The organism is Pseudoalteromonas sp. A22 (assembly GCF_018141345.1).
Lineage (GTDB): Bacteria > Pseudomonadota > Gammaproteobacteria > Enterobacterales > Alteromonadaceae > Pseudoalteromonas > Pseudoalteromonas maricaloris.
On sequence record NZ_CP047238.1, the window covers coordinates 1,166,487 to 1,189,138 of the forward strand.

Sequence of the window (22,652 nt, forward strand, 5' to 3'; positions counted from 1 at the left end):
AGAAGTTGTGGACATCAACCAATTTACTCCATTTCAGCAATATCCACTCCCTCACCCAGATAATCTACTTGAACAAGATGTACAGCGATTGATCAATGCGCTTAAGGCAATTGATGCAGATATCCATCAGCAGCAACTGGCACATCAACAAGCTCAAGTAGATATCGATAAGCGCTTTAGACGGCTTCGGCTCAATCAAGTGTTGGGTGAGACCTTGCTACCAATTTAAAGGATCTATAAGAGGAAATTATGGCAACAATTCAACAAGCCGTTCAGGTAATGGTCGACAAACTGGTCGCTGATATGAACGGCAGCACTCCGCTGAGTGCAGAGGAGCAAACCTTAGTCACGAATGCAATTGCACGGCTCACAGATAACGCTAAGCTTGAACAAGCCGTTGTGGCTGTTGCACAGGAACATTTGGATGACTCAACCCAGCTATTGCAACAGGTTGCAACCACAGCGATCAACAATATTGATTCTGCTAAAGCTGATTTAACCGCGTCGACCGCAGAGCTGGTTACCAGGGCTGCAAAACTAGCGCTACTGGATCAAATAGGTCCATTGACGCAACAAATTAATGAAATGGTCGCGAACAACACTGCTGCAACACCAAAAACCTTATTCGCGATAAAAAATATTGATACGGCGAATAATAATGTCAATTTCCGCCGCTCCACATCGGTTTTGGCTATCTATAATAGTGATGGTACTTCCTATCTCACTCGACCAAGTTATACCGCGAATGCAGCAACGGACACATGCCGGTTAGATCATTTACAACTTAGCCAAGATGGCACGTCATCCACCGTACTAAAATCAAGCTTTGTCCATAATAATGCCTTTGAGCAAAACCCTGCGACTAAGGTGTATCAACACGGCGCAAGTGCCATTGTGCCGTTGGGTTTAAAAGCACAACCTAATGATGTTAGTTTTGAAATCGTATATAGCACCCAAGAGTCTCAGTCAGTGAATGCGACAGAGTATGGTGGTATCTTCGTTTTAGGGCAGGGATTTACCTCGCGAACTTTGCCCAAGCAAAACCTAAATGCTCAAGATAAATTTGGTATTTCAACACGGTCTAGCTACAGCCATAACGAGGTAGCTGTGTTGTATAACAACCAAAAGCACTGCTTAGTGGTTATCGACTCGGGTACTAACTTGGTTGTGGAAAAGTATCGTGATGGCAATCACATTACTAACATCGCCATTGCGAATGAAGCTGAATATCAGAATTATGTGGATAGCGGTGACTTTACAACGATGGTATTTATCGCAAATACCTTAGCGCAGCCGCATGGAATAAATCGCTATAACCACAGCGAAGCGGCGATGTCGAGCTATTCATCTAACTACTACGGTTACTTTGGTTTACTCGGTAGTGAAGTAAAAATGGCAGGTGACAAATTTAATGCGCATTATCTCTTTACCGAAGAGCAGAAGCTTCAGCCCATCAATTATATTTTTACCAGTAATAGTGAGCCATACCGTACACAAAGTTCAAATGGTACAGAGAATAGTGAAGGTGAAGTGAATGTGGTTATGGAAACACTAGATGGCGAGTTACTGAGTTCGTATTGCTATCGTTCTAAGGCCGATAGCGTAGGGTATGATGGAGGCATAATGGCAACAGCCATTCAAGCGATGAATCCATACTCACATATCGGTGTTATTAATGAGCACTACCTATATAACCAGTATGGCCTCGCCAGAACCTGTCGCGCGATTTAAGGAGTGAAAATGAATATTTATTACGACAATAATAAAGGGATGTCTATTGCGGGTAACTTTTGGTTGGTACACCCGCAAACGGGTGAGCAATGGAATAAAGAGTCGGTAGCACAGTTTATTACTGAGACTCAGTTAGAGACCGAAGAAAACTCTGAAGTTGAGTATTTAAAACAGCAAGTTATTACGCGCATCAAGCAACTCGCCTATAGCAAATTGCAATCAGAGCAGTGGCGAGTAGAGCGCGCAAAAGAGCGTGAGTTGAGTGAGCGGTTGAACGGTAATGAAGAAGGTGCAGCAGCAGAGCGTGCAAACCTACTCGCCATTTTGCAGCAAAGAGAAGTGGTGCGTGAAAAAAGCGGTGAGTTAGAAGCTGCGGTGCTTAGCCTTACCTCTCAAGCTGAATTACTAGAGTTTGTGATTGCGTTCTAATAATTTCACAGCAGGTCAGGATTGACCTGTTTTACTCCCTAAAAATCAGTAAGGTAGACCTATGCTTGAGAAAGTTAACAAGCACACAGGTTTCCAATCTCCAAAGCCCACAAGCAAGAGTTTGCTGTGGGTTTTTTTATTTTCTGTTTAGTACCGGAGAGTGCAATGCCATCATCTCAGTTAATCGATTTATCTAAGCTAACACCTCCAGAGCTATTAGAAAATCTGGAATATGAACAAATTCTGGAGCAGTTGAAAAGTAAATTGAGTGAGTTAGTTCCAGATGTTAGTAAGACGCTAGAGCTAGAATCAGAGCCTTTAACACAGTTACTCAATACATTTGCATATCACAGCATGCTGCTTAAAGGACGAATAAATGACACCGTCAAAGGTAACTTGTTGGCGACAGCAACAAATAGTGACCTAGACCATATTGCAACGCGTTATGGTGTAAGCCGTTTGCCAGAAGAGTCAGATGAACGGTTTAGACACCGAATACAACAAGCATTCCATAGTTTAAATACGGCTGGAACTGAAGAAAGCTACCGTTATCATGCGTTGACGGCAGATAGCAGAGTTAAAGATATTCACGTCGCGAGCCCATCTCCTTGCCATGTGATTTTGAGCATATTAAGTAATGAAACCGAAAATGGTGCGCCGTCAACAGAATTAATAAGTACGCTTGCTGCTGCTTTTGGCCTCACACCTGGAGATCAAGACAGCGTATCTGAAGTCTTACTTGCACAAAGGGTTCGACCAATTGGAGATCGAGTTGAAATTGTTCCTGCGGTGATTAAACCTTTCAATATAAAAGCAAAAGTCAAACTTGAACTTGGGCCTGGCCACGAGCAAGTTAGATTAAATGTGATTACTAAGCTGCAACATTTTCTGCAGCAGCAAAGCTCACTGGGTAAGTCAGTTAAGCAGTCCGCTTTATTTGCCGTGCTGCATCAGGTGGGAGTAGAAGAAGTAAATCTTATTTCTCCTACAAGCAATATAGAAGTATTAAAAAATGAAGTTGCATGGTGCGTCAATGGTACGACAGAGATCGATTTTGAGGTGTCGCTTTGAGTGAGAGTGAAGACACCCAACCACCAAATAAGCTGAGTCGCGCAATACTAGAAGCGAATAGCTCAATCTTTTTGTTATTGAACGATGAAATCAGCAAGCTTTCCACTCTATGGAGTCCATTTCATTGTCCCTTGCCCTTACTTCCTTGGTTAGCATGGAGTCAAGGCGTAAAAGAATGGGATGAAAACTGGCACGAATCTGTAAAACGCAAAGTTATTGATGATAGTTTTGAGCAGCATAAGTACTTAGGTACACGATATGCAATTATACAATCTCTATCTCACTTTGATATGGGTGCCGAAATCACCGAGTGGTTTGAGCAAACACCCCGAGCACCCGCTGGCACATTTAAAGTTGATGTATTTATTTCTCACAGAGGGATCGATTTACCTCTGATCCGAGAAACCAGAAAACTAATCGACAGAGCAAAGCGAAAATCTGTGGATTATCAGCTCCAAATGAATTTACAGGGTAACCTTGCACTTGCCACTCGAACTGTTTCTTGTAGCGCAACATCAACCACGGTTTATCCGTTACCTAAACAGTAAGGATCATATGACTAATTCACATTATTGGACCCACTTAACTTCGGCTGGGAGGCAAGCAATTCTAGATGCCATAGCTAATGACCAGACGGTTGAGATCAGCGAGTTTGGGGTTGGGGACGGACATCTCACACCATTACAAGAAACATTGGTTCAAGAAAAATACCGAGGAGCCATAAATTCAGTTAAGCTGTTAGATACGGCCAATCTAGCTGAAATAATTGGAGTCTTGCCAGTAGGGATTGGTGGGTTTTATGTTCGTGAAGCTGCATTTTATATGCCAGACGGACGCCCCTTTGCATTAGTTAAACACCCTGAAACCTATAAGCCTTCAGGTGACGAAAATGCCGCAGCTGAGTTAAAAATAAAAGCGGTGATTGATGTAGAGAACAATCATTCGGTTGCCGAAAAAATAGATCCGTCGTTGACCTATGCGACGAGAGAGTGGGTTGGAGATGCGATAAACCCGCATGGGCTTGGCACTCAAATTAGCCACCAATCAGCGAACTTCTTTGACCGTACGTTTGAGCTTTGGCTTGGCGCTGGTGAGTCAAAGCCATTTCCTGATTTGCCTGATCACGCGTGCGACATTCTGATATTTGGCTTGACGGATGGAACCGTGTTGAGCACAAACTTTGTTGGCCGTTTTACTAAGTATGGTTCGACGTGGAGTGCAAATGCAATTTATGGAAACACTAATGGGCATAATCATCCGTCAATAGAAACTATTGATAATGTGCCTACATTTAGAAACCATCATTCATCTAATCCATACAGATTTTCATTTAAATGTTGGATTGCGTGTCAGGACAGAGGTAATGCTAAGCCATTTGAATTTTTTGCCAACACTTACTCGACACATAACAAACCAACTGCAGAAGAGGTAGGTGCGGTTCCTGCTACTGGTCGCAGAGTCATTTCAGGTTCTTTAAATGAACTATCAGAGAAAAGCGAGGTTGTATTAGCCTCATCTTCAGTGACCGATAGACCATTCAACGATAAAGCTTATATTGTTGAGGTATCTGTTGTTGAATTTTCTGGCGGCAAGCGAGTTATCCAAGTTGCTCATGAATACGCCAATTTAAAACGCTCATATGTTCGATATAGAGGCGCAGATGGGATCTGGTCTGGCTGGGGGGCTTTTTACACCGAGCATAACAAACCAAAACCAGCCGATATCAGCGAAAAGCTTGATAGATTTGAACGGTCTTATATAGATACCAATGGTGGTCAAGACCTAAAAATTAGAGGCAAAAGAGCACTCGTTGGCACGACTAGTAACTTAGAGATTAACTACGGGACTGATTGGTCTAGTGTATATGCATATGGTAACTGGAACTTTGGAGGTGATATCACCATCACCAAAAACAACCCATGGTTAACACTACATAGCAGCAGCTCTGGTAATAATAACATTGAACAAGCCGCTGGAATATCTATTGGTGAATCCGGTCGCACAAACGCCGCGTCGCTACACCTAACCTACACAGGTGACGGCCGTGGTTGGCTAGGTATGGGTGATTTGGGTAGTGACAGCATACCCGACAACTGGGCTATGCAGCTGAATTATCAGCAGACTTGGGTTAGGTTCAGAAGTGAAATTCATGTTGGGGATGACAAAACCAAGCTATCTAAAGGTAATAATCATTCCCTGAAGGTTGTAACACCTTATGGCTTTATGGAGGTTGGGGCACAAACCAGTAACCACTGCCACATGAAAACTAGCTTGCCTAGCTTTTTACTCAACAAATCTTTAAGAGTAGAGGGTGAAATCTACGCTGGCTCAAATTATGACAAACGAGTTTACCACGAAGGTTATAAACCCTCAGCGTCAGATATCGGTGGTGGGACATTCCCTGATATCGTCTTCAGTAAGCAAGGAAGTTCATTTGGCGGCTCGCTTGTTACAAGCCATAATGCAGTTGGTCTCCATGTTTATTCTGATACTAAACAACAAAGAGTTGGCAGTGTTGGTATCTACTCTAGCAACGGAAAAGAAGACCACGCACATGCTTATCTAGGATTAGGTGAGACACCATGGGAAGGCAATAAAGGTATTGTCGTCAGCCCAAGGGAATTTCAGTACTGTGGGCATGACGTATTTCATGCAGGCAATACCAACATTAGAGATTGGAACATTGTTAGAAGCAGCGGCTTTGGGGAGCGGTGGTATAAAGTTGCTTCTTTCTTTGTATCTCCATCGAGCAACAGCTTTAGATGGATGATCTATCTAACGGGGACCAAGGGGCATGCGTCTAATTCAGATTATCTTTCGGGTGGCGCGGTAATTTACTTAACCAAAGGCAATGATACATCAGCCAATAACCTTAATGCTTCAGCCTTTAACACTGCCCCGCGAGAAGCTAATCATCTAATCAGAGATTTAAAGGTCACAATGGATGACCCATCAGGAATTGACACATGGTTCACAGTTTGGATTAAGGTAGATGCATGGTCTGGCGCTTCTGCACTAATGTCAGGAATAGATTGTAGTGATAACTATGTAAAAATTTACTCAAACGAATCGCAAGAGGCGGAGCCAGAAGGCGGTTTTAAAAAGCCAATATTCACCTCGATACATTCAGGTAACGTTGATGAATACCTAGTCGGAGAGAGGAAAAAGCCGCTGGTAAGTGGGGTAATACCTGCGCACAGCAATGTGCACCTAAAAACGAGCGATACATTCATTCTACCACCGGTTGCAGAAACGCCAGAAGATGCTGTGATTGTTGTTTCTAAGCGTTTGGATGCTACGCCTACAATAGTAGTTGATGGTATATCGAGTGAGGTTATTTTGATGGCGAAGCAAGGAAAGGTCGTCACAGATACGCAGATTGTATGCGACCTAAACCTAACTTTAACTTTTATATTAAATGCTGAAAAGAATTGGGAGATGCAGTGATGGCTACACCTGTGAGTAGTTTAGTTGGTGGGGGAGTGAAGCGAGTATTTAGAGGTAAGTATAATGGGAGTGAGAGAAATGGCGGAATAATAACGCTGCCGGAAGTTGATACTAATAAGACGGTCGTCAACATGCTGTCATCTGCTTACTATGGTGCAAAGAGGACGAGCGATTCTAGCAGTGAGTATGGTGGCTGGGCAGGAGCTATATATTGTGAACTCGTGGATAGTACAACACTTAAGATAGTGAATAGAGTTGATATGTACATGGGTGGCTCGTCAATACCGATTTGGGATCGTTATGTGCCAGTGTCATGGGAGGTTATTGAGTATGTATAACTATGCACATGTAGATAGTGACAATGTAGTTATTGGGCTCTATCAGTTCGATGAAGCCGTTGATCTTGAACACTATATACAATGCAGCAATGCCAGTTTAGGGGATATTTATAATCCAGAGACTAAGCAATTCTACCCACAAACATTGATGGAAGAGTCCCCAGTTGAACATGTAGAAATAACCTTATCGGATGTAGCGCTTGCTTCTTCCAGTGCCCGGTTAATAGGTAATATTTGGTGGGTAGCGAAAAATGATAAGTGTCTCGTTACAGCAAGTGTTACAGGGCTACCTGATATTGAAATCATGATTATGATTGAGCGTGTTGTTAATGCCACACAGCCAGTAGAAGATATACGTTTTATAGCAAACGTCGAAAACGGTACTTTTACTCTTGCTCTTGAATTCGATATTAGTGGTAATTATTTATTCTCAGCAGAACGAGTCAACCGAGGCTTAGAGCGGATCGGTGCTCCTTTTCGGCTTACTTTTGAAACGATGGAATTTGATGTGTACCTACCAGCAGTCAGCTAACGCTGGTTTTAAAGAACATTATTTTTATAAAACAGGTCAGGATTGACCTGTTTTACTCCCTAAAAACCAGTAAGATAGACCTATGCTTGAGAAAGTTAACAAGCACACAGGTTTCCAATCTTCAAAGCCCACAAGCAAGTGTTTGCTGTGGGTTTTTTTATGGCGCAAAGCGAGGAGGTGATGATGGCATTTGAGCGGTTGGACTTATCGCAGTTGCCCATTCCTAAAGTGTTAAAACCCTTAAACTTTGAGCAGCGTCTAGAAGCATTAAAGCAAGCATTGCTGCAAAAGGATAGCGCACTCCAAGAGGTAGTAAACTTGGAAAGTGAACCTCTGACTAAACTGTTAGAAGTCATGGCATATCAAGGACTGACTCAGCAAAGCATGCTAAATGACGCAATAGAAGCGAACTTGCTCGCGAGTGCTTCAGGGAGTGATTTAGACGCAATCGCAGCGAGGTTTAATGTTGCAAGGCTTGGGAATGAGGATGATGAGCGTTTAAGAGCGAGAACGCAACTGGCGTTTGATGGACTGAATACCGCAGGGAGCGCGGCCTCTTATCGCTTTCATGCATTGTCGGTGAGTAATGAAATTTGCGACGTGCAAGTTCATAGTCCGAGGCCATGTGAAATAGAACTAACCGCCTTGAGTCGAATAGGGAAAGGTACACTAAGCGCGGAGCTGCTGAATAAATTACATGTCGCCTTTACCCCTGAATCGTCAACTCAGCCTGAAGTCTCTAAAGTGAGGCCGCTTGGCGATAGAGTCACAATCAAGCAGCCACAGATATTGACGTTTAACATTGCAGCGGAACTTGAGACTTTACCTGGCCCGTCGCCTGAGGTGATTGTGGACAGTGCCTCGGCCGCGCTCGACGCTTACTTAACTGAAAGACGTCAGCTTGGTCGGCAGATCACGCGAGCGGGCATTAGCAACGCTTTGTTTTTATCCGGTGTTGAAAACATTAGGTTGGAGTCGCCAAGTGAAGACATTATACCTCTAGATATTGAGGTGGCGTATTGTGATCAAATGGATTTGCGGGTAAAGGTGAGGGGGCAGGATGACTAAGCTTTTACCTCATAATGCGTCAACGTTGGAGCAGTGGTTAGCAGAGCTGCAAGCCAAGCCTCGAACTATCCGAGCAGGCTTATTAGCGGCCTTAAAACTTGAACAGCGCAGCGATGATGAGCTAGTGGAAATTGCGCGTTATCTCTTATTGACGGAGGCCGATTGTCTTGATTTACGCAGCGCACTTAAACGCTTATCAAGTAATAAGCTGCTGCCAATTATTTATTCTCAAGTGTTTTTCCCAAGAGATGCACTTGAGCGGCTAGCGAGAAGTGTCGGACTAAGTGGGCTCTCCCTCAAGGATGATGAAGCACGAACCCAATTGCGTGATGCCTGTGTACTGAACGATACACGGCTGCTCTTAACGAGTCTTTGGCAACCCGAGCTTTGCCCTGAGCCTTTATTACCTTTTTTGGCGTGGAGCTACTCAGTGGATGAGTGGGATGAACATTGGCCTGTGGCGATTAAGCGGCAAGTCATTACTGATGCATTCACGGTTCATCAGTGCAAGGGAACCTCATTTGCGCTGCAAAAAGCACTCGATAGCCTCAATATTGAAACCGAGATCAAGGAATGGTGGCAGCAGACAGATGGTTTGCCTGGCACTGTGCAGATCTGGGCGCTTATTAATCAGAATTTGGACGACCGACAACAAGGATTGTTGACCTCCCAGATGCTCAAACGTATTCGCCGTGTGGTAAACGCAGTGAAACGCGGTGCTATCCATATTGATTTACAATTGGGTATTGCGCTTAAAGAGCAAATTGGTGCGGCAGGTCTTGGCAAAGCGCCTTTGGGTTTGAGCAATACCCAAGTGTTGGGGTTAGGGGTAAAACCTGAGCAAGGCAAAGCCGTATTGGGGGCATGTGGCCATATAAATCACTATGGCTATCAAATGCTAAATACCGAAGGCGCAGGCGTTTTACCTAGTGAAACGCAGGCAAGTTTAGGTGTGTTTGCGGTTGCAAAACAGCTGAATGCACAAATGCATACCAGCCAAGGAATAGGCATTCATCCTGATGAGTTAATGCAAGGAGTGGTACTCGCCAGTGGTATGCACCGACTTCAATATCAACATTATCATTTACAAGGAGCGACTTAATGTCTGCACTAACGCTGCAGTTTACCCATGCGGGACTTGATGCCCTACTCAGCGCTCAAGCGCGAGGCTTTAAGGGACAAATCAGCCATATGGCGTTTGGCGATGCCGCTTATACGCCATCACAAAATCAAACTGAGCTACGCAGCCTTAAAGAGCGTGTAGCTATTGCCGACAGCGACTATCAAGACGGTGAAAGTACGAGCCTTAAAATTGCAGGCAAATTCGACGCACCACTTGAATATGCCATCAGAGAAATTGGCGTTTATTTAGATAGCGGCGAAGTAGACGCAAGTGGTGAGCCGGAGCTGATTTTGCTGGGAGTTTACTCAAAAGCCAACACCACACTTGGCTACCGCACACCTGACGTCAAAGTACTACAGTGGTTAACGTTAAGTTTGGCACAACTGCCTAGTGAGAGTATCGAGGTAAAGCTGGGGGTCGACAATCTTAATCTGATTGTTGACAAAGAGCTGGCCGAAATGACGCTTACGCAGCTAGATACGATGCATCGGCAAATCAAACAGGAATTTCGTTTGCAACAACAGGAAACAGCGCTAAGTGAGCTGCAACAATTGCTCACCAGTGAAGTGACACGATTAGATACAACACATGCCGCTCGGCTAGATAATCGCGTAGCAGCATTCCATGGCTTATTTAACGCAGAACTTGCCAACGTGACGACGGTACAGCTAGACACCATGAACCGCCAAACCAATCAAGAAATTAGATTAACCAATCTTGAGCATCAATAAGGAAACACTATGTCAAATGACAATTTAACCATGACGGAGCGCCTGAGCCAGGTTGCCACACGTGCCAATGCACTGTGCCAAACTGTTGAAGATCAGGTTGGGATTATTCAAAGTACTTTATCGGAAACGGTGACAGATGTTAAAAGCCAAACTTCTCAAGCTATTAACACGGCACAGACGCAGTTTTCAGAATTTAGAGAAAACGCAGATGATAGGTTTAGCAAGCGTCTAGAAGGCGATTCATCGAAAGAAATCATTGATCTCAAACACCTAGATGAAAACACATTTTATGCTCTTAGCTTTCATCACCCAAAAATGCTTGATGTACGCCTAGAAAGGTACGTTCATTTAGATGGGGACAGTAAGGGGTTATTAGAGTTTCAAGTTCAGCTACAGAATTGGTCAAGCGGTGGAGATTTCCACTTTGCGATTCAAAAGGCGCACGCATTCTCAGTTCATCCTTTTGTTGCGAAAGTGCTAGGCGCGTCTACACCTTATACGTCTTCTATTTGGTTGAGAGGAGGTTATTCGTATCTACTCTATACCTCTGGTCGATATTCTAAGCGATCAATAATCGAAGCCGAAACACAAGTTGTCGAAAAAATTGGTGACACAAATTATTACCTACCGCCGATAACTGAAGTGCATAACAGCGTTGTTCCTAATAGATATATTCGAGGTAATTAATTATGGAAAATGAACTATTTACACAAAAGCAATGGAATGAAATCAGAGATATTCGAAACCGACTACTCGTTGAAACAGATTGGACGCAAGTATCAGATTCTCCACTTAGTGAAAGCAAACGTGCAGAGTTCAACGATTATCGAACACAATTAAGAAATTTGCCTAACCAGTCTGAATCTCCGGATCAAGTGGTTTGGCCGGCAAAACCTGAACTCTAAAGTCTCTAACCCTCTTTCGGGCGTTTCGTCCATCTTCGGCTTTTTAATCTAGCCAATTTATAATTTGAGAGCACAACTATGCATCGACAAACCTTGATAGCTAAGGTGTTGGCGTGCCTGAGTGCCGGTCTGTCTGAGCTTGCTCAAGTTGATTTACTAAAAGCAAGCCAGCCACAACCGGATTTAACAGAGCGTGCACAGCTTACCCTAATCCCAATCGCTGAGCGACAAGCCAGTGAACTGCAAGCGAAAGGCGCCGACAAAGGCGTGACTTATGGGCCTGCGTACAATAAAAACCTGAGCCCAAATGCACTCGACAGACGAGTGATAACTTTGCAGCTTGAACTGGCGCTTGAAGAGGCTGATGCCTCTGCGTTGATAGCGCGATTGGATAACTTGGTCAGTGCCGCTGAGGCTTCGATTATAAAGGACGAAACGCCCGTTCCTTGGCAACACTTTATTTGCGAAAAAAGCAGTTTTAGTTATAGCAACCAAGTCAATTCAATGCTCGCTAAGGCGACGCTGACTTGGCAGTTTTATTACCAAGTTGAGTATCCCGAGGAGGCCGGTGTTGAGATAACAGAAGTGTACCTTGGCCCGCATGATGGCGAGCATCACTTAATTTATAAAACTCCAGAAGAAGGACCGATAGCGTGATAGCGAATCAACATTTTTCAGACTTAGCCGTGTCCGACTTACAGCAGCGTCTTACTAAGCTAATTAGCCTAGGAACGGTGCATGAAGTGGACTACGAAACGGCGACCGTCAAGGTCAAAATGGGTGATTGGATCACGGCAAAGTTACCTTGGCTAACGGCGCAAGCTGCTCATGATATGACTTGGCAAGCACCTGAAGTTGGTGAGCAAGTGATGGTGTTATCTCCCTGTGGAGATACTTCCCAGGGAGTGGTACTTGGCAGCTTGTATAGTCAAAAGTTTGCGCCAAAACAATTGGGAGTAACGCCTGAAAATCGCCCTGATGTTCATAAGGTTCAATATCAAGATGGCAGCTCAATCACGTATGACCGGAAGAGTCATCGTTATTTGATTGATATTCAAGGAGCGGATGCCACTGTGGATGTGCTTTCTGCAGGGACGCTGAATATTACAACAGCCAAAGACATCCGAGTAGAGACACAAGCTAATGCGACTGTGTTGAGTGCAAAAGATGCAACTTTGAAGTGTGATGGAAGTGCTTCTGTTCAAGCGGGGGGGGACGTCAGTGTTGAAGGAGCAAGTATTGCCTTAAATGGTGGCTCACCTTGTGTGACTACGGCACATGTATGTCATTTTACTGGCAGTCCACATGGTGACGGCTCGTCTACAGTTACAGCGGGGAAGTGACATGGCATTAGATGCAAATGCATTAGAAAACATGATCAAAGCGGAGCTTGAAGCTGAGGGTTTTGTGTTGGCAGGTGCGCATGCAGGAGCTGGCAAGCTGGCTACTGCGATTGCTAAAGCCGTAGTTGAACATATGACTCAGGCTGCGGAGGTTCCTGTATCAGGAGGCTCCAGCGCGGGAATTTACAAAGTGACTTAAGGAGTCGTCATGATAGGAATGAATGCCAAAACGGGCAAGCCGCTCGGTGGTGTTGAGCATCTAAAACAGAGTATTCGCGATATTGTGACCACACCGCTTGGCAGTCGCGTGATGCGACGCGATTATGGCTGCGGCTTATATGAGCTTGTAGATAGACCTTTTTCTCACTCTCTGGTGGGGGATATCACTATGACCATCGCCAATGCACTGGAGAAGTGGGAACCACGCTTTCAACTTGATGGTGTTGCAGTACACCCAGCAGGAGAGGGCAAGTTGTCTATCGAAATAAAAGGATTGTATTTAATCAACGGGGAGCCTGTCACCATCGAGGGTATCCAAATCTAAGTCATTTTTTATCCACCTTATCCGTAAGGTATAAGGTCAACAAACTCTAATTTATATGAAGTTTTTAGGGCCATACAAGGCAGCTTGTATGGCCTTTTTTATTCTCTAACTGACATGTCTTTAAAGGAGATAACTATGTCAAAATTTCTACACGGTGTAGAAGTCATTGAGGCGCAATCCGGCACGCGTCCAATCAAAACAGTAAAAAGCTCAGTAATTGGTGTGATTGGTACTGCACCTAGTGCAGATCCAGAAAAGTTTCCACTTAACACACCTGTATTGGTTGCTGGTAAACGTGCTGAAGCTGCACCGTTGGGTACAGAAGGAACACTGCCTGCGGCAATGGACGGTATTTTTGACCAAGCTGGTGCGGTAGTCGTTGTGGTTCGTGTCGATGGTGCTGATGAAGCGGCAATCATGTCAAACATGGTTGGCGGTGTGGCAGCAGACGGTTCTTATGAAGGTGTACAAGCTTTCCTTGGTGCTGAGTCTGTACTTGGCGTAACACCACGTATTCTTGTGGCGCCAGGTTATGCACATCAACGCCCTGAAGGTAATCGTAACCCAGTTATTACAGAACTTGTGAACGTGGCTGAGCGTCTTCGTGCGGTTATCATCGCAGATGGTCCAAACACCAACGATGAGGATGCAAAAACATATCGTGCAGACTTTGGTTCGCGTCGTGTGTTCGTTGTTGACCCTCATGTCAAAGTATTCCGCGATGGCAAAACAGAAGTTGAACCTGCAAGTGCACGTGTTGCGGGCATGATTGCTAAGTCGGACAACGACCGAGGCTTTTGGTGGAGCCCAAGTAATACCAATATGAACGGTATTGTGGCAACTGCACGTCCGATCGACTTCCAGCTGGGCGATGCTAACGCACGTGCGAATATGCTGAACGAAAAAGAAGTGTCGACCATTATTCGTCAAAACGGCTTTAAGCTTTGGGGTAACCGTACTTGTTCTGACGACCCTAAATGGGCATTCCTGTCAGTGGTACGTACCGCAGATATGATCAACGACTCACTACTGCGTGCGCACATGTGGGCAGTTGACCGCAATATCACCAAAACTTACATCGAAGATGTTACGCAAAGTGTTCAGTCATACCTAGATAGTTTAAAAGCACAAGGTGCAATTCTTGGCGGTCAAATTTGGGCTGATGAAGAGTTAAACACACCGGCCAATATTCAAGCGGGTAAAGTATATTTTAGCTTTGACTTCACGCCGCCAACACCGGCTGAGCACATCACCTTCAAGAGTATTCTAACTAACAACTACCTAGAGGAAATCGTATAATGGCAATCTCTCCAAAAATTCTTAAAAAATTCAAGCTGTTTGTAGATGGTAAAGGCTATCTAGGTATCGCTGATGAAATCCAGCTACCAAAAGTAACCGTAAAAACTCGCGAAGTGACGTCGGGTTTCCAAGCGCCGGTTGAGCTTGATGTTGGCCAACTTGAAAAGCTAGAAGGCACAATCACGTTACTTGAATACAACGCTGACATGATGAAGCTACTTGGCGATTGGAGCGGTGCAACAACGCCGTTAACGGCTCGTGGTGCTATCCAAGCGCAAGGCGAAGCGCCAGTACCAGTGGTGGTAACGCTTGAAGGCTTCTTCAAAGAAGTGGATATGGGCAGCTGGAAAGATGGCGAGGAAGCTAAGCTTACGCTGCAATATGCAATTCAGAAGTACAAGCTACAGATCGGTCAAGATGTGATTTACGAAATTGACCTATACAACGACGTTCGTACCGTTAATGGTAAGGACCAAATGGCAGCACTTCGCGCAGCAATCGGAGCTTAATCCATGAAAGAAATCATTACCTTAGCATTCCCAATTACGGTCGATGGGCATGAGTATGCAGAACTGACAATGAGACGACCAAAAGTACGCGATCGGTTAATGGTGGATAGAGCGGATATCAGCGAGTCTGAAAGCGAAATTCGTTATTTCTCGCACTTATGCGAAGTTTCTCCAGATATCATCGAAGAGCTTGATTGGAGTGATTTTGTGAAGCTGCGAGAAACGCTACAAGCTTTTCTCGTGTCCCGCCAAAGCGCTTAAAAGCCATGGTTATCGCTCTGGCCAAATATACTGGCTGGGGCTTGGCCGAACTCAACGCGCTGACCGAAGACGAACTCATCGAGTGGTTTGAAGCAGCGCTTGATTACAAACAAGCGACAGAAGCGGGCTAAACCGATGACCGCAACCGCCCCTTAACCCTTTAAGGGGCGCATTCCCATACTTTAGACGCTTTAGCTTAGGCCTCAGCTTAAGCTAAAGCGTTTCACTTTTCTCTATTTTCCTCAGGTAACGCCATGACAAAACAAGGTAAACAGGTTCGTTCACGAGAGGCGAACAAAGTCAAAAATAAGTTGCCACAGGTAACTTCGCTTGCTAACCAAGTTGCACATTTAGGTAGTCTAGTTGCAAAGCTCAATGCCAATTCAGCGACTAGTGCGCAGATCCAGCAATTAATCTCCATCATGACTCAACTTAATGCCAGCGCGGTGTTAAGTCCACAGGCTCCGTTCTCAGTACCTGAGTTTCAGGCACCTGCCACTGGTGAAAATGCTGTGCCTAGTAGCCAGTTGGTGCAGCAGGCTGAACAGGTTATGTTGGCGTTGCCCGATTCTTTACAGCATGCGATAAGTGGCTTGTCTGAACGGGTTGCTGAACTAGATTTCAGCGCTGCAAGCCAAACCGTACAAGTTGAGTTGGCGGCATTAGCCGAACACGTTCCTTCACTTTTTAACGCAATTTCCGTTGCACCAGCCGTGACTGCGGCGACAAATGCATCCAAGCAAGGCCAATCTGTAATCGATGCTCAGCAGCAATTTTGCCTAGATGCAGCGTCACTGGGTCAAGCTTTGCCGGAATTTGCATCGAGTTTAGATTTGGCTGCTTTGCCAAAGCAGCTGCTCGAAACAGGCAATTTGTTGAGCAATATTGAGTTTGCAGAGGTACTCAAAGGAGAGCTTGGTTCACTAACAGAAGCTGCTCCTGCGTTATTAACTCAATTTGGCTTTGACGATGCGGCAAATGTGGTCACGCAGTTTGCGCCAGCTGTGAATCAATTGGATATTCCTGGACTTATTCAAGGCGATTTACAAAGTTTGCAGCAGGCTTTACCAAGCTTGCTAGAAGCCGTTGATCTTAAGGCATTGAACCAAACTCTTGCGCAAGAAATACCGGCGCTTGCACAACTTGATTTAGCCGGGCTTGCTAATGGTGAGCTGGGGTCGTTGGCCGCAACGTTACCAAACCTACTTGAGGCGGCGGGACTTGATGGTGCCGCAAACTCGGTATCTGCGGCTTTGCCAGCGCTACAACAATTGGACTTGGGCGCAATTGCGGATGGTGATATCCAGTCGTTGCTACAAAGTGCTCCGGCATTATTAGATGCATTGGATATGCAAGGTGCATCACAGGCTTTTGGTTCAGTTCTTCCTATCGCTGAAAAACTCGATTTTAAGGGCTTAATGGATGGTGAGCTGAGCAGCTTAGTGGATGCCGCACCTGAAGTGCTTAGAGCATTTGAACTTGGCGATGCTGCGGATAAGCTACAAGCTGCGGTTCCTGGCTTAAAACAACTGAATCTCAAGCAAATTGCCAGTGGTGACGTATCGAGCCTTATGGCGGCAGGTCCTTCATTACTAAAGGCATTTGAATTAGACGGTGCAGCTGGCGTACTCGAAGGCGCATTACCGGCATTAGAAAAACTGGATGTCGACGCGATTTTGGGGGGCGACATCAAGTCCCTTGTAAGCGCAGGACCTGAATTGTTGAATGCATTTGGGCTAAACGATGCGGCAAGTGTACTAGAGCAACACGCTGATCTACTCTCCAATATTGATTTAAAAGGCGTTCTCAAGGGAGATTTATCTTCACTTACCAACAGCTTACCAGATTTATTTGGTGAGTTTGGATTAGACGGTATTAGCGATGATTTATCCGAGTCGTTTGCTGAGTTAGAAAGTGATGTTGAGAAGAAGAAGTCTACGCGTAAAAAAGGACGCAAGAAGCGAGGCAGAAAGCGTAACAAGCGAGCTAGGTCTTCTAATCTAGCGGATAAACAAGAAGCGTCGGCGGATCGCGAGCACAAGCCGCGCAAAAGCAACAAACGAGGCGCTAATAAACCCGCTTTGAAACTGTTAGACGGCGGGAAAGCCCCCAGCGTAAAAGCACAGTTAGATAATCAAGCATCGCAACCAAAGTCCAATGCAAAAGCCAAAAAAGTCAAAATGATGGCTGCCGCAAATGATGCTAGTTATCAAAAGCTTGGCAGTTTCTCTCCAGCTAAAGGTGGCAAACTTGGTCAGTTATTTAAGGGGTCTAAAAAGTTACTTGGGCGTGCGGCTGCACCGCTTAGCGTGGCGTTAGGGGCATTCGATGCGTTCACGGCATTAACCGATGACACGTTAACGACTAAAGAAAAAACCACTCAGGTTGGAGCGGCTGCCGGTGGCGCAGGTGGCGCACTCGCTGGCGCCGCTGCAGGCGCGGCAATTGGCTCGGTTGTTCCTGTGGTTGGCACTGCAATCGGTGGCTTAGTCGGTGGTGCACTCGGCGCTATGGGCGGTGAGTCAATCGGTGGTTGGTTTGGTGACAAACTTGGTGGTTGGTTCTCTGACGATGCTCAGGACTCAGCTTCAGGTACCTCGAGCCCTTCGGTGACAGAGCGCTTGCTCGATAGCGCAACGAGTTTTGCCACCATGGGGCCGCTGGGCTTAATTAGCGACACTCTCGGCGGTTGGTTATCAAAAGGCGAGGAAAACGTTGCGCAAACAGACAGCAAAACGGCAGCGATTAGTACGCCTCAAAACAGTGAAGCAACAAAAAATAACGCACTCGACTTTGTTAAAAATAATGTCATTAATGAGCTGAATTTAGCCACAGGCACGGCCGCTGCCTTTGCTGCTAATCAGGGGATGACAACCAGCAAAATTCACGGCGTCAGCAAGGCGGGTGATTTGGCAGGCAGAGCGCTAAACGCACACACGGTATGGGAAACGCTCAATAATGATGGGCTTTCTGTTAAAGAAAAAGCGGCTGGTATTGGTAGCACGCTAGGCGGCATGTTTTCTGCCGACGCTGTATCTGGTGCACTGTCAAAAAGCAAAAATCCTTATGTAAGAATGGTGGCCCCTATGGCGGGTTACCTTACCAACAACATGGTTGGTGATGCCATTAAAGGTTGGTTTAGCGATGACAAAACATCAGCTACCAATGAGGCTAAAGCACCAGATCTAAATAGTTTAAATCAACTGAATGCGAGTGCGAATAAAGCATCTGAATATTCATCGGCGCCGCAAGCGGGCGCTGCATCGATAACGGTGAACGCTAATATTACAGTCAATGCAAAAGATGGCCAACAGGCTTATGAGGTTGCGCAGCAAGTGAAGCAAATGTTGGATCAGCAGCAGCAACAAGCAGAGCAAGAGCTTAGTGCTCGATATTACAATCAAGTGGCATAACGATAGAGGACTAAATGAGCAAAGTTAATCATGCTAAACATATGATGCAACTGGGAGACTACAAGTTTTCAGTAAGCACCGCAGCGTTTAATAAGCTCCAGTACGATTCTCAATATCGCTGGGAAGCCCACAAATCTCAGACTGATAAGGACTCTCCGCCGATGCAATTTATTGGCGTAGGAGAGCAAACCTTAAACATTGAAGGGGTGATCTTCCCGCAAATTGTGGATAACGGCTTGAAGCAGTTAGACATGATGAGAGATGAAGCCGCCAAAGGGGAGCCGATGACGCTTGGCTATGTTGAAGAAAGTGGGAAATCTAGTCCAAGCGTAGGGCGCGTGATGGGTAAGTGGGTCATCAAACGGATAAGTGAAACGCGGACCTTATTTTTTAATGATGGGATCCCACGAGAAATCCAATTTTCAATGGAGCTCAGCCGCTATTAAGCGCGCTGAGTGCTAAGGAGTCGTTATGAGCAAAGGGGTAACTTATATTACGCGAGATGGCGATTGTCTCGATCTCATCTGTTTTAAGCACTATGGCCGCAGTAGTGGCATGGTAGAAAAGGTGCTAGAAGCCAATCATGGCTTGGCAGAGCTTGGGCCAATTTATTCGGAGCAGATCAGTATTTTTCTTCCCGAAATCGCAAAACCTACTGTGTCTAAAGTGATCAATATTTGGGATTAAGATGGACTTACAACCGCATTATTCTATTAAAGCAAATGGCAATGAGGTATCAAAAACACTGAAGAACCGCTTGGCTGAGCTCAGTGTTACAACACGCACAGGACTGGCGAGTGATACCTGCTATGTACGATTTGACAATTTAGCTGACGCGCCCATTGCCTTACCCGCACCAACGGATCAACTAGAAATTGCGATGGGATATAAAGAAGGCACCAAAGATCAGAGTGCTCCTTCAACCAAATTAGGTATTTTCGAAGTGGGCGCTTATGAGTTGACTGGCCCCAATCGCTCGTTGACATTTTATGGTAATAAAGTGCTGTGGGATCAAGATTTTAAAGCACTAAAAATACGTTCGTGGCCAGAGCTGGGGAAGGATGAGCCGCTGATGCTAGACAAGCTTATCCAAGACATTGCTGGTGAGTATGGACTACAGGCAAAAATAGGTGATGCTTTTCAGGGCCGAGAAATACCGCACATTGAGCAAAGTGAAAGCGATATGCAATTGCTAAGCAAGCTTGCCGTGCAGTTTGATGCAATCATGAAGATTGCGGATGACAAGCTTATCTTTATGGCTAAAGGCACCGGGAAGTCGTTAACTGGCAAAGCTTTACCTAGCGTGACGGTAAGTAAAAAGCAGCTGGTTTCATGGCAGCTTAATGCTAACCACAACAAGTTAGTCAAAGGGGTGCAAGCTTATTTTTACGATAAAGCGCTAGCGCAAAAAACATTGGTAAGTGTCGGTGGCGGTTCACCTAACACGACACTCTCTTACGTTTACCCTAACGAGGCGGAAGCACAAACCGCGGCGACGGCCATGTTACAGCGTTTAAATCGAGCGCATACCAGTGTGCAGCTTTGTGTGGTTGGCGACCCTAATTTATTAGCAGGTGGCGTGATAACTATCGAAGAGGTTGATGATAATCTCAACGGTGACTGGTTTGTCTGTGAGGTCAAACATGTAATTAATCACGCCGGCTTTAAAAGCTATTTAGTATGCGAAGCATTAGGTTAAGTTAAATCCCACACTTTTTATATTAGGCGTCAGCGATTATCGTGTTGAGCGCTTCCTTCCTTAATTTTTTCCTTTCTCCCTGTGTCCCGCACAGGGTGTACTTTTATCTCATCCATTACAGATGAGATATCACCCTTTCTCCATGTGGGCCATCCTCATTTTGAGGCTCTGGCCTCTTTCCTACCTGTAATTCGATGTAATGGTGTAAGTCAGAAATAGCTTCTACACTGCAGTAATGCTTCATGAATTGAACCACTGCAAAAAGGATTACAACATGTCACATCACTGCAATCAAAATCCCATTGTTTCAGCTGCAATATACCCACCCATTGGAGTAATGCGGGTTGGTAATAGCCCTGATGAATTTTTTATTGGCCCTGAGGTCGATACCGCCATTCCAAGAGATATGAATTACTATCGCGATAGCACGGGAGCGTTGAAGCGCCAAGCCGCGCGTTTTCGTATTTATGGATTGGACGCTGAGGGCAACATCGTTAAAGAGCTTACTTGCGACGATGGTGCTTCTATCATTTGGCATGCTCGCTTGGCTAATCAAAAAGCATCTTGGTATGAGTTTCAATTAGCGTTGGATATTCCAGAGGCGGCTGAAGCCGAGCCGAGTTTACTACGCAACCTCAATGTAAACGACCGTAACAGCTTGCTCATTGATGGTGGGGCGCAGCAGATCAGTGGTATTGCTTCTGGGTGCGGTTGTAGTCGCTTTGAAGGACGCTTTGCCGGTAAAAAAGTGTACTTAGGCGAAATGCGTACCGACGATAAGGGCCGCTTACTTATGCTTGGTGGACACGGGGTGTCAGAAAATCCTCAAGGCCACGAGGCGATCACGTTCGGTAATAATGAAGGCTGGTACGACGATACTTCGGACGGCCCTGTAACTGCTGAGGTGAAATATCAAGGCAAAGCACTTGATGTGAAACCTGCATGGGTTATTTGTGCGCCACCAGATTACGCGCCAATGCAAAAATCTCCGCGAACCATGTGGGATTTAATGCGTCAGGTTGCAGTTGACGCCAAGATGCTACCAGCACCTAAGGGTAAGCCTTCCTTTAGTAAAGACATTCTGCCAATTTTCCAAAGGTTAACCGATTTACAATGGGTTAATGCGGGATTTGCCGCAGGGTTTGGCTGGAATAGCCCCTTTGATTTTACTTCAGAGACTTGGATCAGCCGTTTAAATGACAACTCACGCACATGGCAAGAAGCAAGACGTAATCTCTTTAATAACTTTAGACAGATAGAAAAAGTCACCACGGCGGATGAAAAACATAGTTGGAACCCTAAATTTGCCGCTACCGCTCCGCAGTTGTGGCCCTGGTTGTACGGCGATGCGATGAGTGTAGATGCCGATGACTCGCCAAGGCAGTTTGTCACCCTCACAGAAATTCAGTTGAATATGTTACAGCAGTGGTCGAATGGCGAATTTGATTCTGATTACGACCCTTGTTATTGCCCCCCAACCAGCATTGATGAAATTCCGGTTGCTGAGCAACCAGATATGTTAACTAAAGCGGCGATGGAGTTCTGTTTAGCGGATGCTTTCCACCCTGGATGTGAAATGACTTGGCCAATGCGTACAGCGGGCATGTATAGCGAAGCTTTCCGCCTTAAGCATTCAGAGGATACTGCACCGACCCACGGCACCAATTATGGCGTGGAAATGACATCAGAAATTGCGCTGCATTCGAGCGGCCCGTTAAAAACGGGGCAGGTTGCTGGTGGCATTACGCGTTGGATGGCCATTCCTTGGCAAACAGACACCGCGAGTTGTCGCGATGGCTACAATGAAGCGTACGACCCTTATTTACCGACCTTTTGGCCTGCACGAGTGCCAAATAATATGCTTAGCGAGCAAAACTATCACCGAGTAGTCGATGAAACAAAGCCATTTGCAGAGCGACAAGCAGCATTTAATGACCGGGAGCTGTGGCTAAACGATTTGCCGATAGGCCCTTCAACCAACTATATCGAGCAGATCAACAGTATGATCACTGGGTTTGGTCAATTGGCGGTGGTATTACCGAAGACAGAAAAAGGCGTAACTGGTTTTCCAACCACCATGCAAGTAGGGTTAACACCAGTCAAAGCGGAAAAACTGCTGGCTGCGGATAATAACGAAAGCATGCGAGATTGTCGTCCTGATTTGTCACAAACCGACAAAGCACATCGCCGGAATCGCAAATAATAAGGG

25 protein-coding genes are annotated in these 22,652 nt (G+C 45.5%); all 25 read left to right on the forward strand.

Translation table 11 applies throughout. The annotated features are described in order from the left end of the window. The first annotated feature begins 7 nt into the window (after positions 1-7). The 25 genes from GSF04_RS10140 to GSF04_RS10255 all read left to right on the forward strand — a co-directional run bounded on the left by GSF04_RS10140 (position 8) and on the right by GSF04_RS10255 (position 22,646). The gene (locus tag GSF04_RS10140; protein WP_069020265.1) at positions 8-229 is read left to right on the forward strand and encodes a hypothetical protein; all 222 of its coding nucleotides are present in this window, start codon (positions 8-10) and stop codon (positions 227-229) included. A 20-nt stretch (positions 230-249) separates the two neighbouring features. Continuing rightward, positions 250-1,731, forward strand: a complete 1,482-nt coding sequence (locus tag GSF04_RS10145; protein WP_211859451.1) for a hypothetical protein — start codon at positions 250-252, stop codon at positions 1,729-1,731. A 9-nt stretch (positions 1,732-1,740) separates the two neighbouring features. After that, a complete protein-coding gene (locus tag GSF04_RS10150) occupies positions 1,741-2,160 on the forward strand; it encodes a hypothetical protein (RefSeq protein ID WP_211859452.1) in 420 nt (139 codons plus the stop codon). Positions 2,161-2,325: 165 nt separating this feature from the next. Then, the gene (locus tag GSF04_RS10155) at positions 2,326-3,231 is read left to right on the forward strand and encodes a baseplate J/gp47 family protein (protein WP_045988663.1); all 906 of its coding nucleotides are present in this window, start codon (positions 2,326-2,328) and stop codon (positions 3,229-3,231) included. Further along, positions 3,228-3,779, forward strand: coding sequence for a phage tail protein I (locus tag GSF04_RS10160; RefSeq protein WP_211859453.1), 552 nt, complete (start codon positions 3,228-3,230; stop codon positions 3,777-3,779). Before GSF04_RS10155 ends, GSF04_RS10160 begins: the two co-directional genes overlap by 4 nt. Positions 3,780-3,786: 7 nt before the next feature. After that, positions 3,787-6,678 carry a phage tail protein gene (locus tag GSF04_RS10165; RefSeq protein ID WP_211859454.1) on the forward strand — a complete coding sequence of 964 codons (2,892 nt, stop codon included), beginning with the start codon at positions 3,787-3,789 and terminating at the stop codon, positions 6,676-6,678. A 330-nt stretch (positions 6,679-7,008) separates the two neighbouring features. Beyond that, positions 7,009-7,548 carry a hypothetical protein gene (locus GSF04_RS10170; protein WP_211859455.1) on the forward strand — a complete coding sequence of 180 codons (540 nt, stop codon included), beginning with the start codon at positions 7,009-7,011 and terminating at the stop codon, positions 7,546-7,548. Positions 7,549-7,707: 159 nt separating this feature from the next. Continuing rightward, positions 7,708-8,616, forward strand: coding sequence for a baseplate J/gp47 family protein (locus tag GSF04_RS10175; RefSeq protein ID WP_249122466.1), 909 nt, complete (start codon positions 7,708-7,710; stop codon positions 8,614-8,616). Further along, entirely contained in the window at positions 8,609-9,718 is a 1,110-nt protein-coding gene (locus GSF04_RS10180; protein WP_211859456.1) for a phage tail protein I, read from the forward strand. The genes GSF04_RS10175 and GSF04_RS10180 overlap by 8 nt, the downstream gene beginning before the upstream one ends. Next, a complete protein-coding gene (locus tag GSF04_RS10185; protein ID WP_211859457.1) occupies positions 9,718-10,470 on the forward strand; it encodes a phage tail protein in 753 nt (250 codons plus the stop codon). Before GSF04_RS10180 ends, GSF04_RS10185 begins: the two co-directional genes overlap by 1 nt. A gap of 9 nt (positions 10,471-10,479) precedes the next feature. Then, positions 10,480-11,157, forward strand: a complete 678-nt coding sequence (locus tag GSF04_RS10190; protein ID WP_130164592.1) for a hypothetical protein — start codon at positions 10,480-10,482, stop codon at positions 11,155-11,157. A gap of 2 nt (positions 11,158-11,159) precedes the next feature. Further along, positions 11,160-11,375, forward strand: a complete 216-nt coding sequence (locus GSF04_RS10195; RefSeq protein WP_099031049.1) for a tail fiber assembly protein — start codon at positions 11,160-11,162, stop codon at positions 11,373-11,375. 78 nt (positions 11,376-11,453) lie between these two features. Then, positions 11,454-12,032: a hypothetical protein gene (locus GSF04_RS10200; RefSeq protein ID WP_211859458.1), complete on the forward strand. Its 579-nt coding sequence runs from the start codon at positions 11,454-11,456 to the stop codon at positions 12,030-12,032. Next, on the forward strand, positions 12,029-12,718 hold the full coding sequence (locus tag GSF04_RS10205) for a phage baseplate assembly protein V (RefSeq protein ID WP_069020243.1): 690 nt from the start codon (positions 12,029-12,031) through the stop codon (positions 12,716-12,718). Before GSF04_RS10200 ends, GSF04_RS10205 begins: the two co-directional genes overlap by 4 nt. 1 nt (position 12,719) lies before the next feature. Continuing rightward, entirely contained in the window at positions 12,720-12,917 is a 198-nt protein-coding gene (locus tag GSF04_RS10210) for a hypothetical protein (RefSeq protein ID WP_017218946.1), read from the forward strand. 9 nt (positions 12,918-12,926) lie between these two features. Continuing rightward, positions 12,927-13,262, forward strand: coding sequence for a GPW/gp25 family protein (locus GSF04_RS10215; protein ID WP_017218947.1), 336 nt, complete (start codon positions 12,927-12,929; stop codon positions 13,260-13,262). 135 nt (positions 13,263-13,397) lie between these two features. Next, the gene (locus GSF04_RS10220) at positions 13,398-14,561 is read left to right on the forward strand and encodes a phage tail sheath subtilisin-like domain-containing protein (RefSeq protein WP_045988655.1); all 1,164 of its coding nucleotides are present in this window, start codon (positions 13,398-13,400) and stop codon (positions 14,559-14,561) included. Next, positions 14,561-15,070 (forward strand): phage major tail tube protein, encoded by a 510-nt coding sequence (locus GSF04_RS10225; protein ID WP_010378397.1) that lies wholly within the window; start codon positions 14,561-14,563, stop codon positions 15,068-15,070. Before GSF04_RS10220 ends, GSF04_RS10225 begins: the two co-directional genes overlap by 1 nt. Before the next feature lie 3 nt (positions 15,071-15,073). Next, positions 15,074-15,331: a phage tail assembly protein gene (locus GSF04_RS10230; protein WP_010378399.1), complete on the forward strand. Its 258-nt coding sequence runs from the start codon at positions 15,074-15,076 to the stop codon at positions 15,329-15,331. A 5-nt stretch (positions 15,332-15,336) separates the two neighbouring features. Beyond that, positions 15,337-15,462, forward strand: a complete 126-nt coding sequence (locus tag GSF04_RS23455) for a hypothetical protein (RefSeq protein WP_017218950.1) — start codon at positions 15,337-15,339, stop codon at positions 15,460-15,462. Positions 15,463-15,585: 123 nt separating this feature from the next. Beyond that, positions 15,586-18,744 carry a phage tail protein gene (locus GSF04_RS10235; protein WP_211859459.1) on the forward strand — a complete coding sequence of 1,053 codons (3,159 nt, stop codon included), beginning with the start codon at positions 15,586-15,588 and terminating at the stop codon, positions 18,742-18,744. 14 nt (positions 18,745-18,758) lie between these two features. Further along, positions 18,759-19,190, forward strand: coding sequence for a phage tail protein (locus tag GSF04_RS10240; protein ID WP_010378403.1), 432 nt, complete (start codon positions 18,759-18,761; stop codon positions 19,188-19,190). A gap of 25 nt (positions 19,191-19,215) precedes the next feature. Next, entirely contained in the window at positions 19,216-19,431 is a 216-nt protein-coding gene (locus GSF04_RS10245) for a tail protein X (protein WP_010378405.1), read from the forward strand. A 1-nt stretch (position 19,432) separates the two neighbouring features. Beyond that, a complete protein-coding gene (locus tag GSF04_RS10250) occupies positions 19,433-20,443 on the forward strand; it encodes a contractile injection system protein, VgrG/Pvc8 family (protein ID WP_069020239.1) in 1,011 nt (336 codons plus the stop codon). Positions 20,444-20,717: 274 nt separating this feature from the next. After that, a complete protein-coding gene (locus tag GSF04_RS10255) occupies positions 20,718-22,646 on the forward strand; it encodes a LodA/GoxA family CTQ-dependent oxidase (protein ID WP_211859460.1) in 1,929 nt (642 codons plus the stop codon). Positions 22,647-22,652: the final 6 nt, after the last annotated feature.

Coding starts and splice junctions, on each gene's coding strand:
- GSF04_RS23455 (WP_017218950.1), top strand. CDS start 15,337: ATGGTTATCGCTCTGGCCAAATATACTGGCTGGGGCTTGGCCGAACTC.
- GSF04_RS10170 (WP_211859455.1), top strand. CDS start 7,009: ATGTATAACTATGCACATGTAGATAGTGACAATGTAGTTATTGGGCTC.
- GSF04_RS10200 (WP_211859458.1), top strand. CDS start 11,454: ATGCATCGACAAACCTTGATAGCTAAGGTGTTGGCGTGCCTGAGTGCC.
- GSF04_RS10215 (WP_017218947.1), top strand. CDS start 12,927: ATGATAGGAATGAATGCCAAAACGGGCAAGCCGCTCGGTGGTGTTGAG.
- GSF04_RS10195 (WP_099031049.1), top strand. CDS start 11,160: ATGGAAAATGAACTATTTACACAAAAGCAATGGAATGAAATCAGAGAT.
- GSF04_RS10180 (WP_211859456.1), top strand. CDS start 8,609: ATGACTAAGCTTTTACCTCATAATGCGTCAACGTTGGAGCAGTGGTTA.
- GSF04_RS10255 (WP_211859460.1), top strand. CDS start 20,718: ATGTCACATCACTGCAATCAAAATCCCATTGTTTCAGCTGCAATATAC.
- GSF04_RS10240 (WP_010378403.1), top strand. CDS start 18,759: ATGAGCAAAGTTAATCATGCTAAACATATGATGCAACTGGGAGACTAC.
- GSF04_RS10175 (WP_249122466.1), top strand. CDS start 7,708: ATGGCGCAAAGCGAGGAGGTGATGATGGCATTTGAGCGGTTGGACTTA.
- GSF04_RS10145 (WP_211859451.1), top strand. CDS start 250: ATGGCAACAATTCAACAAGCCGTTCAGGTAATGGTCGACAAACTGGTC.
- GSF04_RS10185 (WP_211859457.1), top strand. CDS start 9,718: ATGTCTGCACTAACGCTGCAGTTTACCCATGCGGGACTTGATGCCCTA.
- GSF04_RS10230 (WP_010378399.1), top strand. CDS start 15,074: ATGAAAGAAATCATTACCTTAGCATTCCCAATTACGGTCGATGGGCAT.
- GSF04_RS10235 (WP_211859459.1), top strand. CDS start 15,586: ATGACAAAACAAGGTAAACAGGTTCGTTCACGAGAGGCGAACAAAGTC.
- GSF04_RS10150 (WP_211859452.1), top strand. CDS start 1,741: ATGAATATTTATTACGACAATAATAAAGGGATGTCTATTGCGGGTAAC.
- GSF04_RS10155 (WP_045988663.1), top strand. CDS start 2,326: ATGCCATCATCTCAGTTAATCGATTTATCTAAGCTAACACCTCCAGAG.
- GSF04_RS10245 (WP_010378405.1), top strand. CDS start 19,216: ATGAGCAAAGGGGTAACTTATATTACGCGAGATGGCGATTGTCTCGAT.
- GSF04_RS10220 (WP_045988655.1), top strand. CDS start 13,398: ATGTCAAAATTTCTACACGGTGTAGAAGTCATTGAGGCGCAATCCGGC.
- GSF04_RS10210 (WP_017218946.1), top strand. CDS start 12,720: ATGGCATTAGATGCAAATGCATTAGAAAACATGATCAAAGCGGAGCTT.
- GSF04_RS10225 (WP_010378397.1), top strand. CDS start 14,561: ATGGCAATCTCTCCAAAAATTCTTAAAAAATTCAAGCTGTTTGTAGAT.
- GSF04_RS10190 (WP_130164592.1), top strand. CDS start 10,480: ATGTCAAATGACAATTTAACCATGACGGAGCGCCTGAGCCAGGTTGCC.
- GSF04_RS10250 (WP_069020239.1), top strand. CDS start 19,433: ATGGACTTACAACCGCATTATTCTATTAAAGCAAATGGCAATGAGGTA.
- GSF04_RS10165 (WP_211859454.1), top strand. CDS start 3,787: ATGACTAATTCACATTATTGGACCCACTTAACTTCGGCTGGGAGGCAA.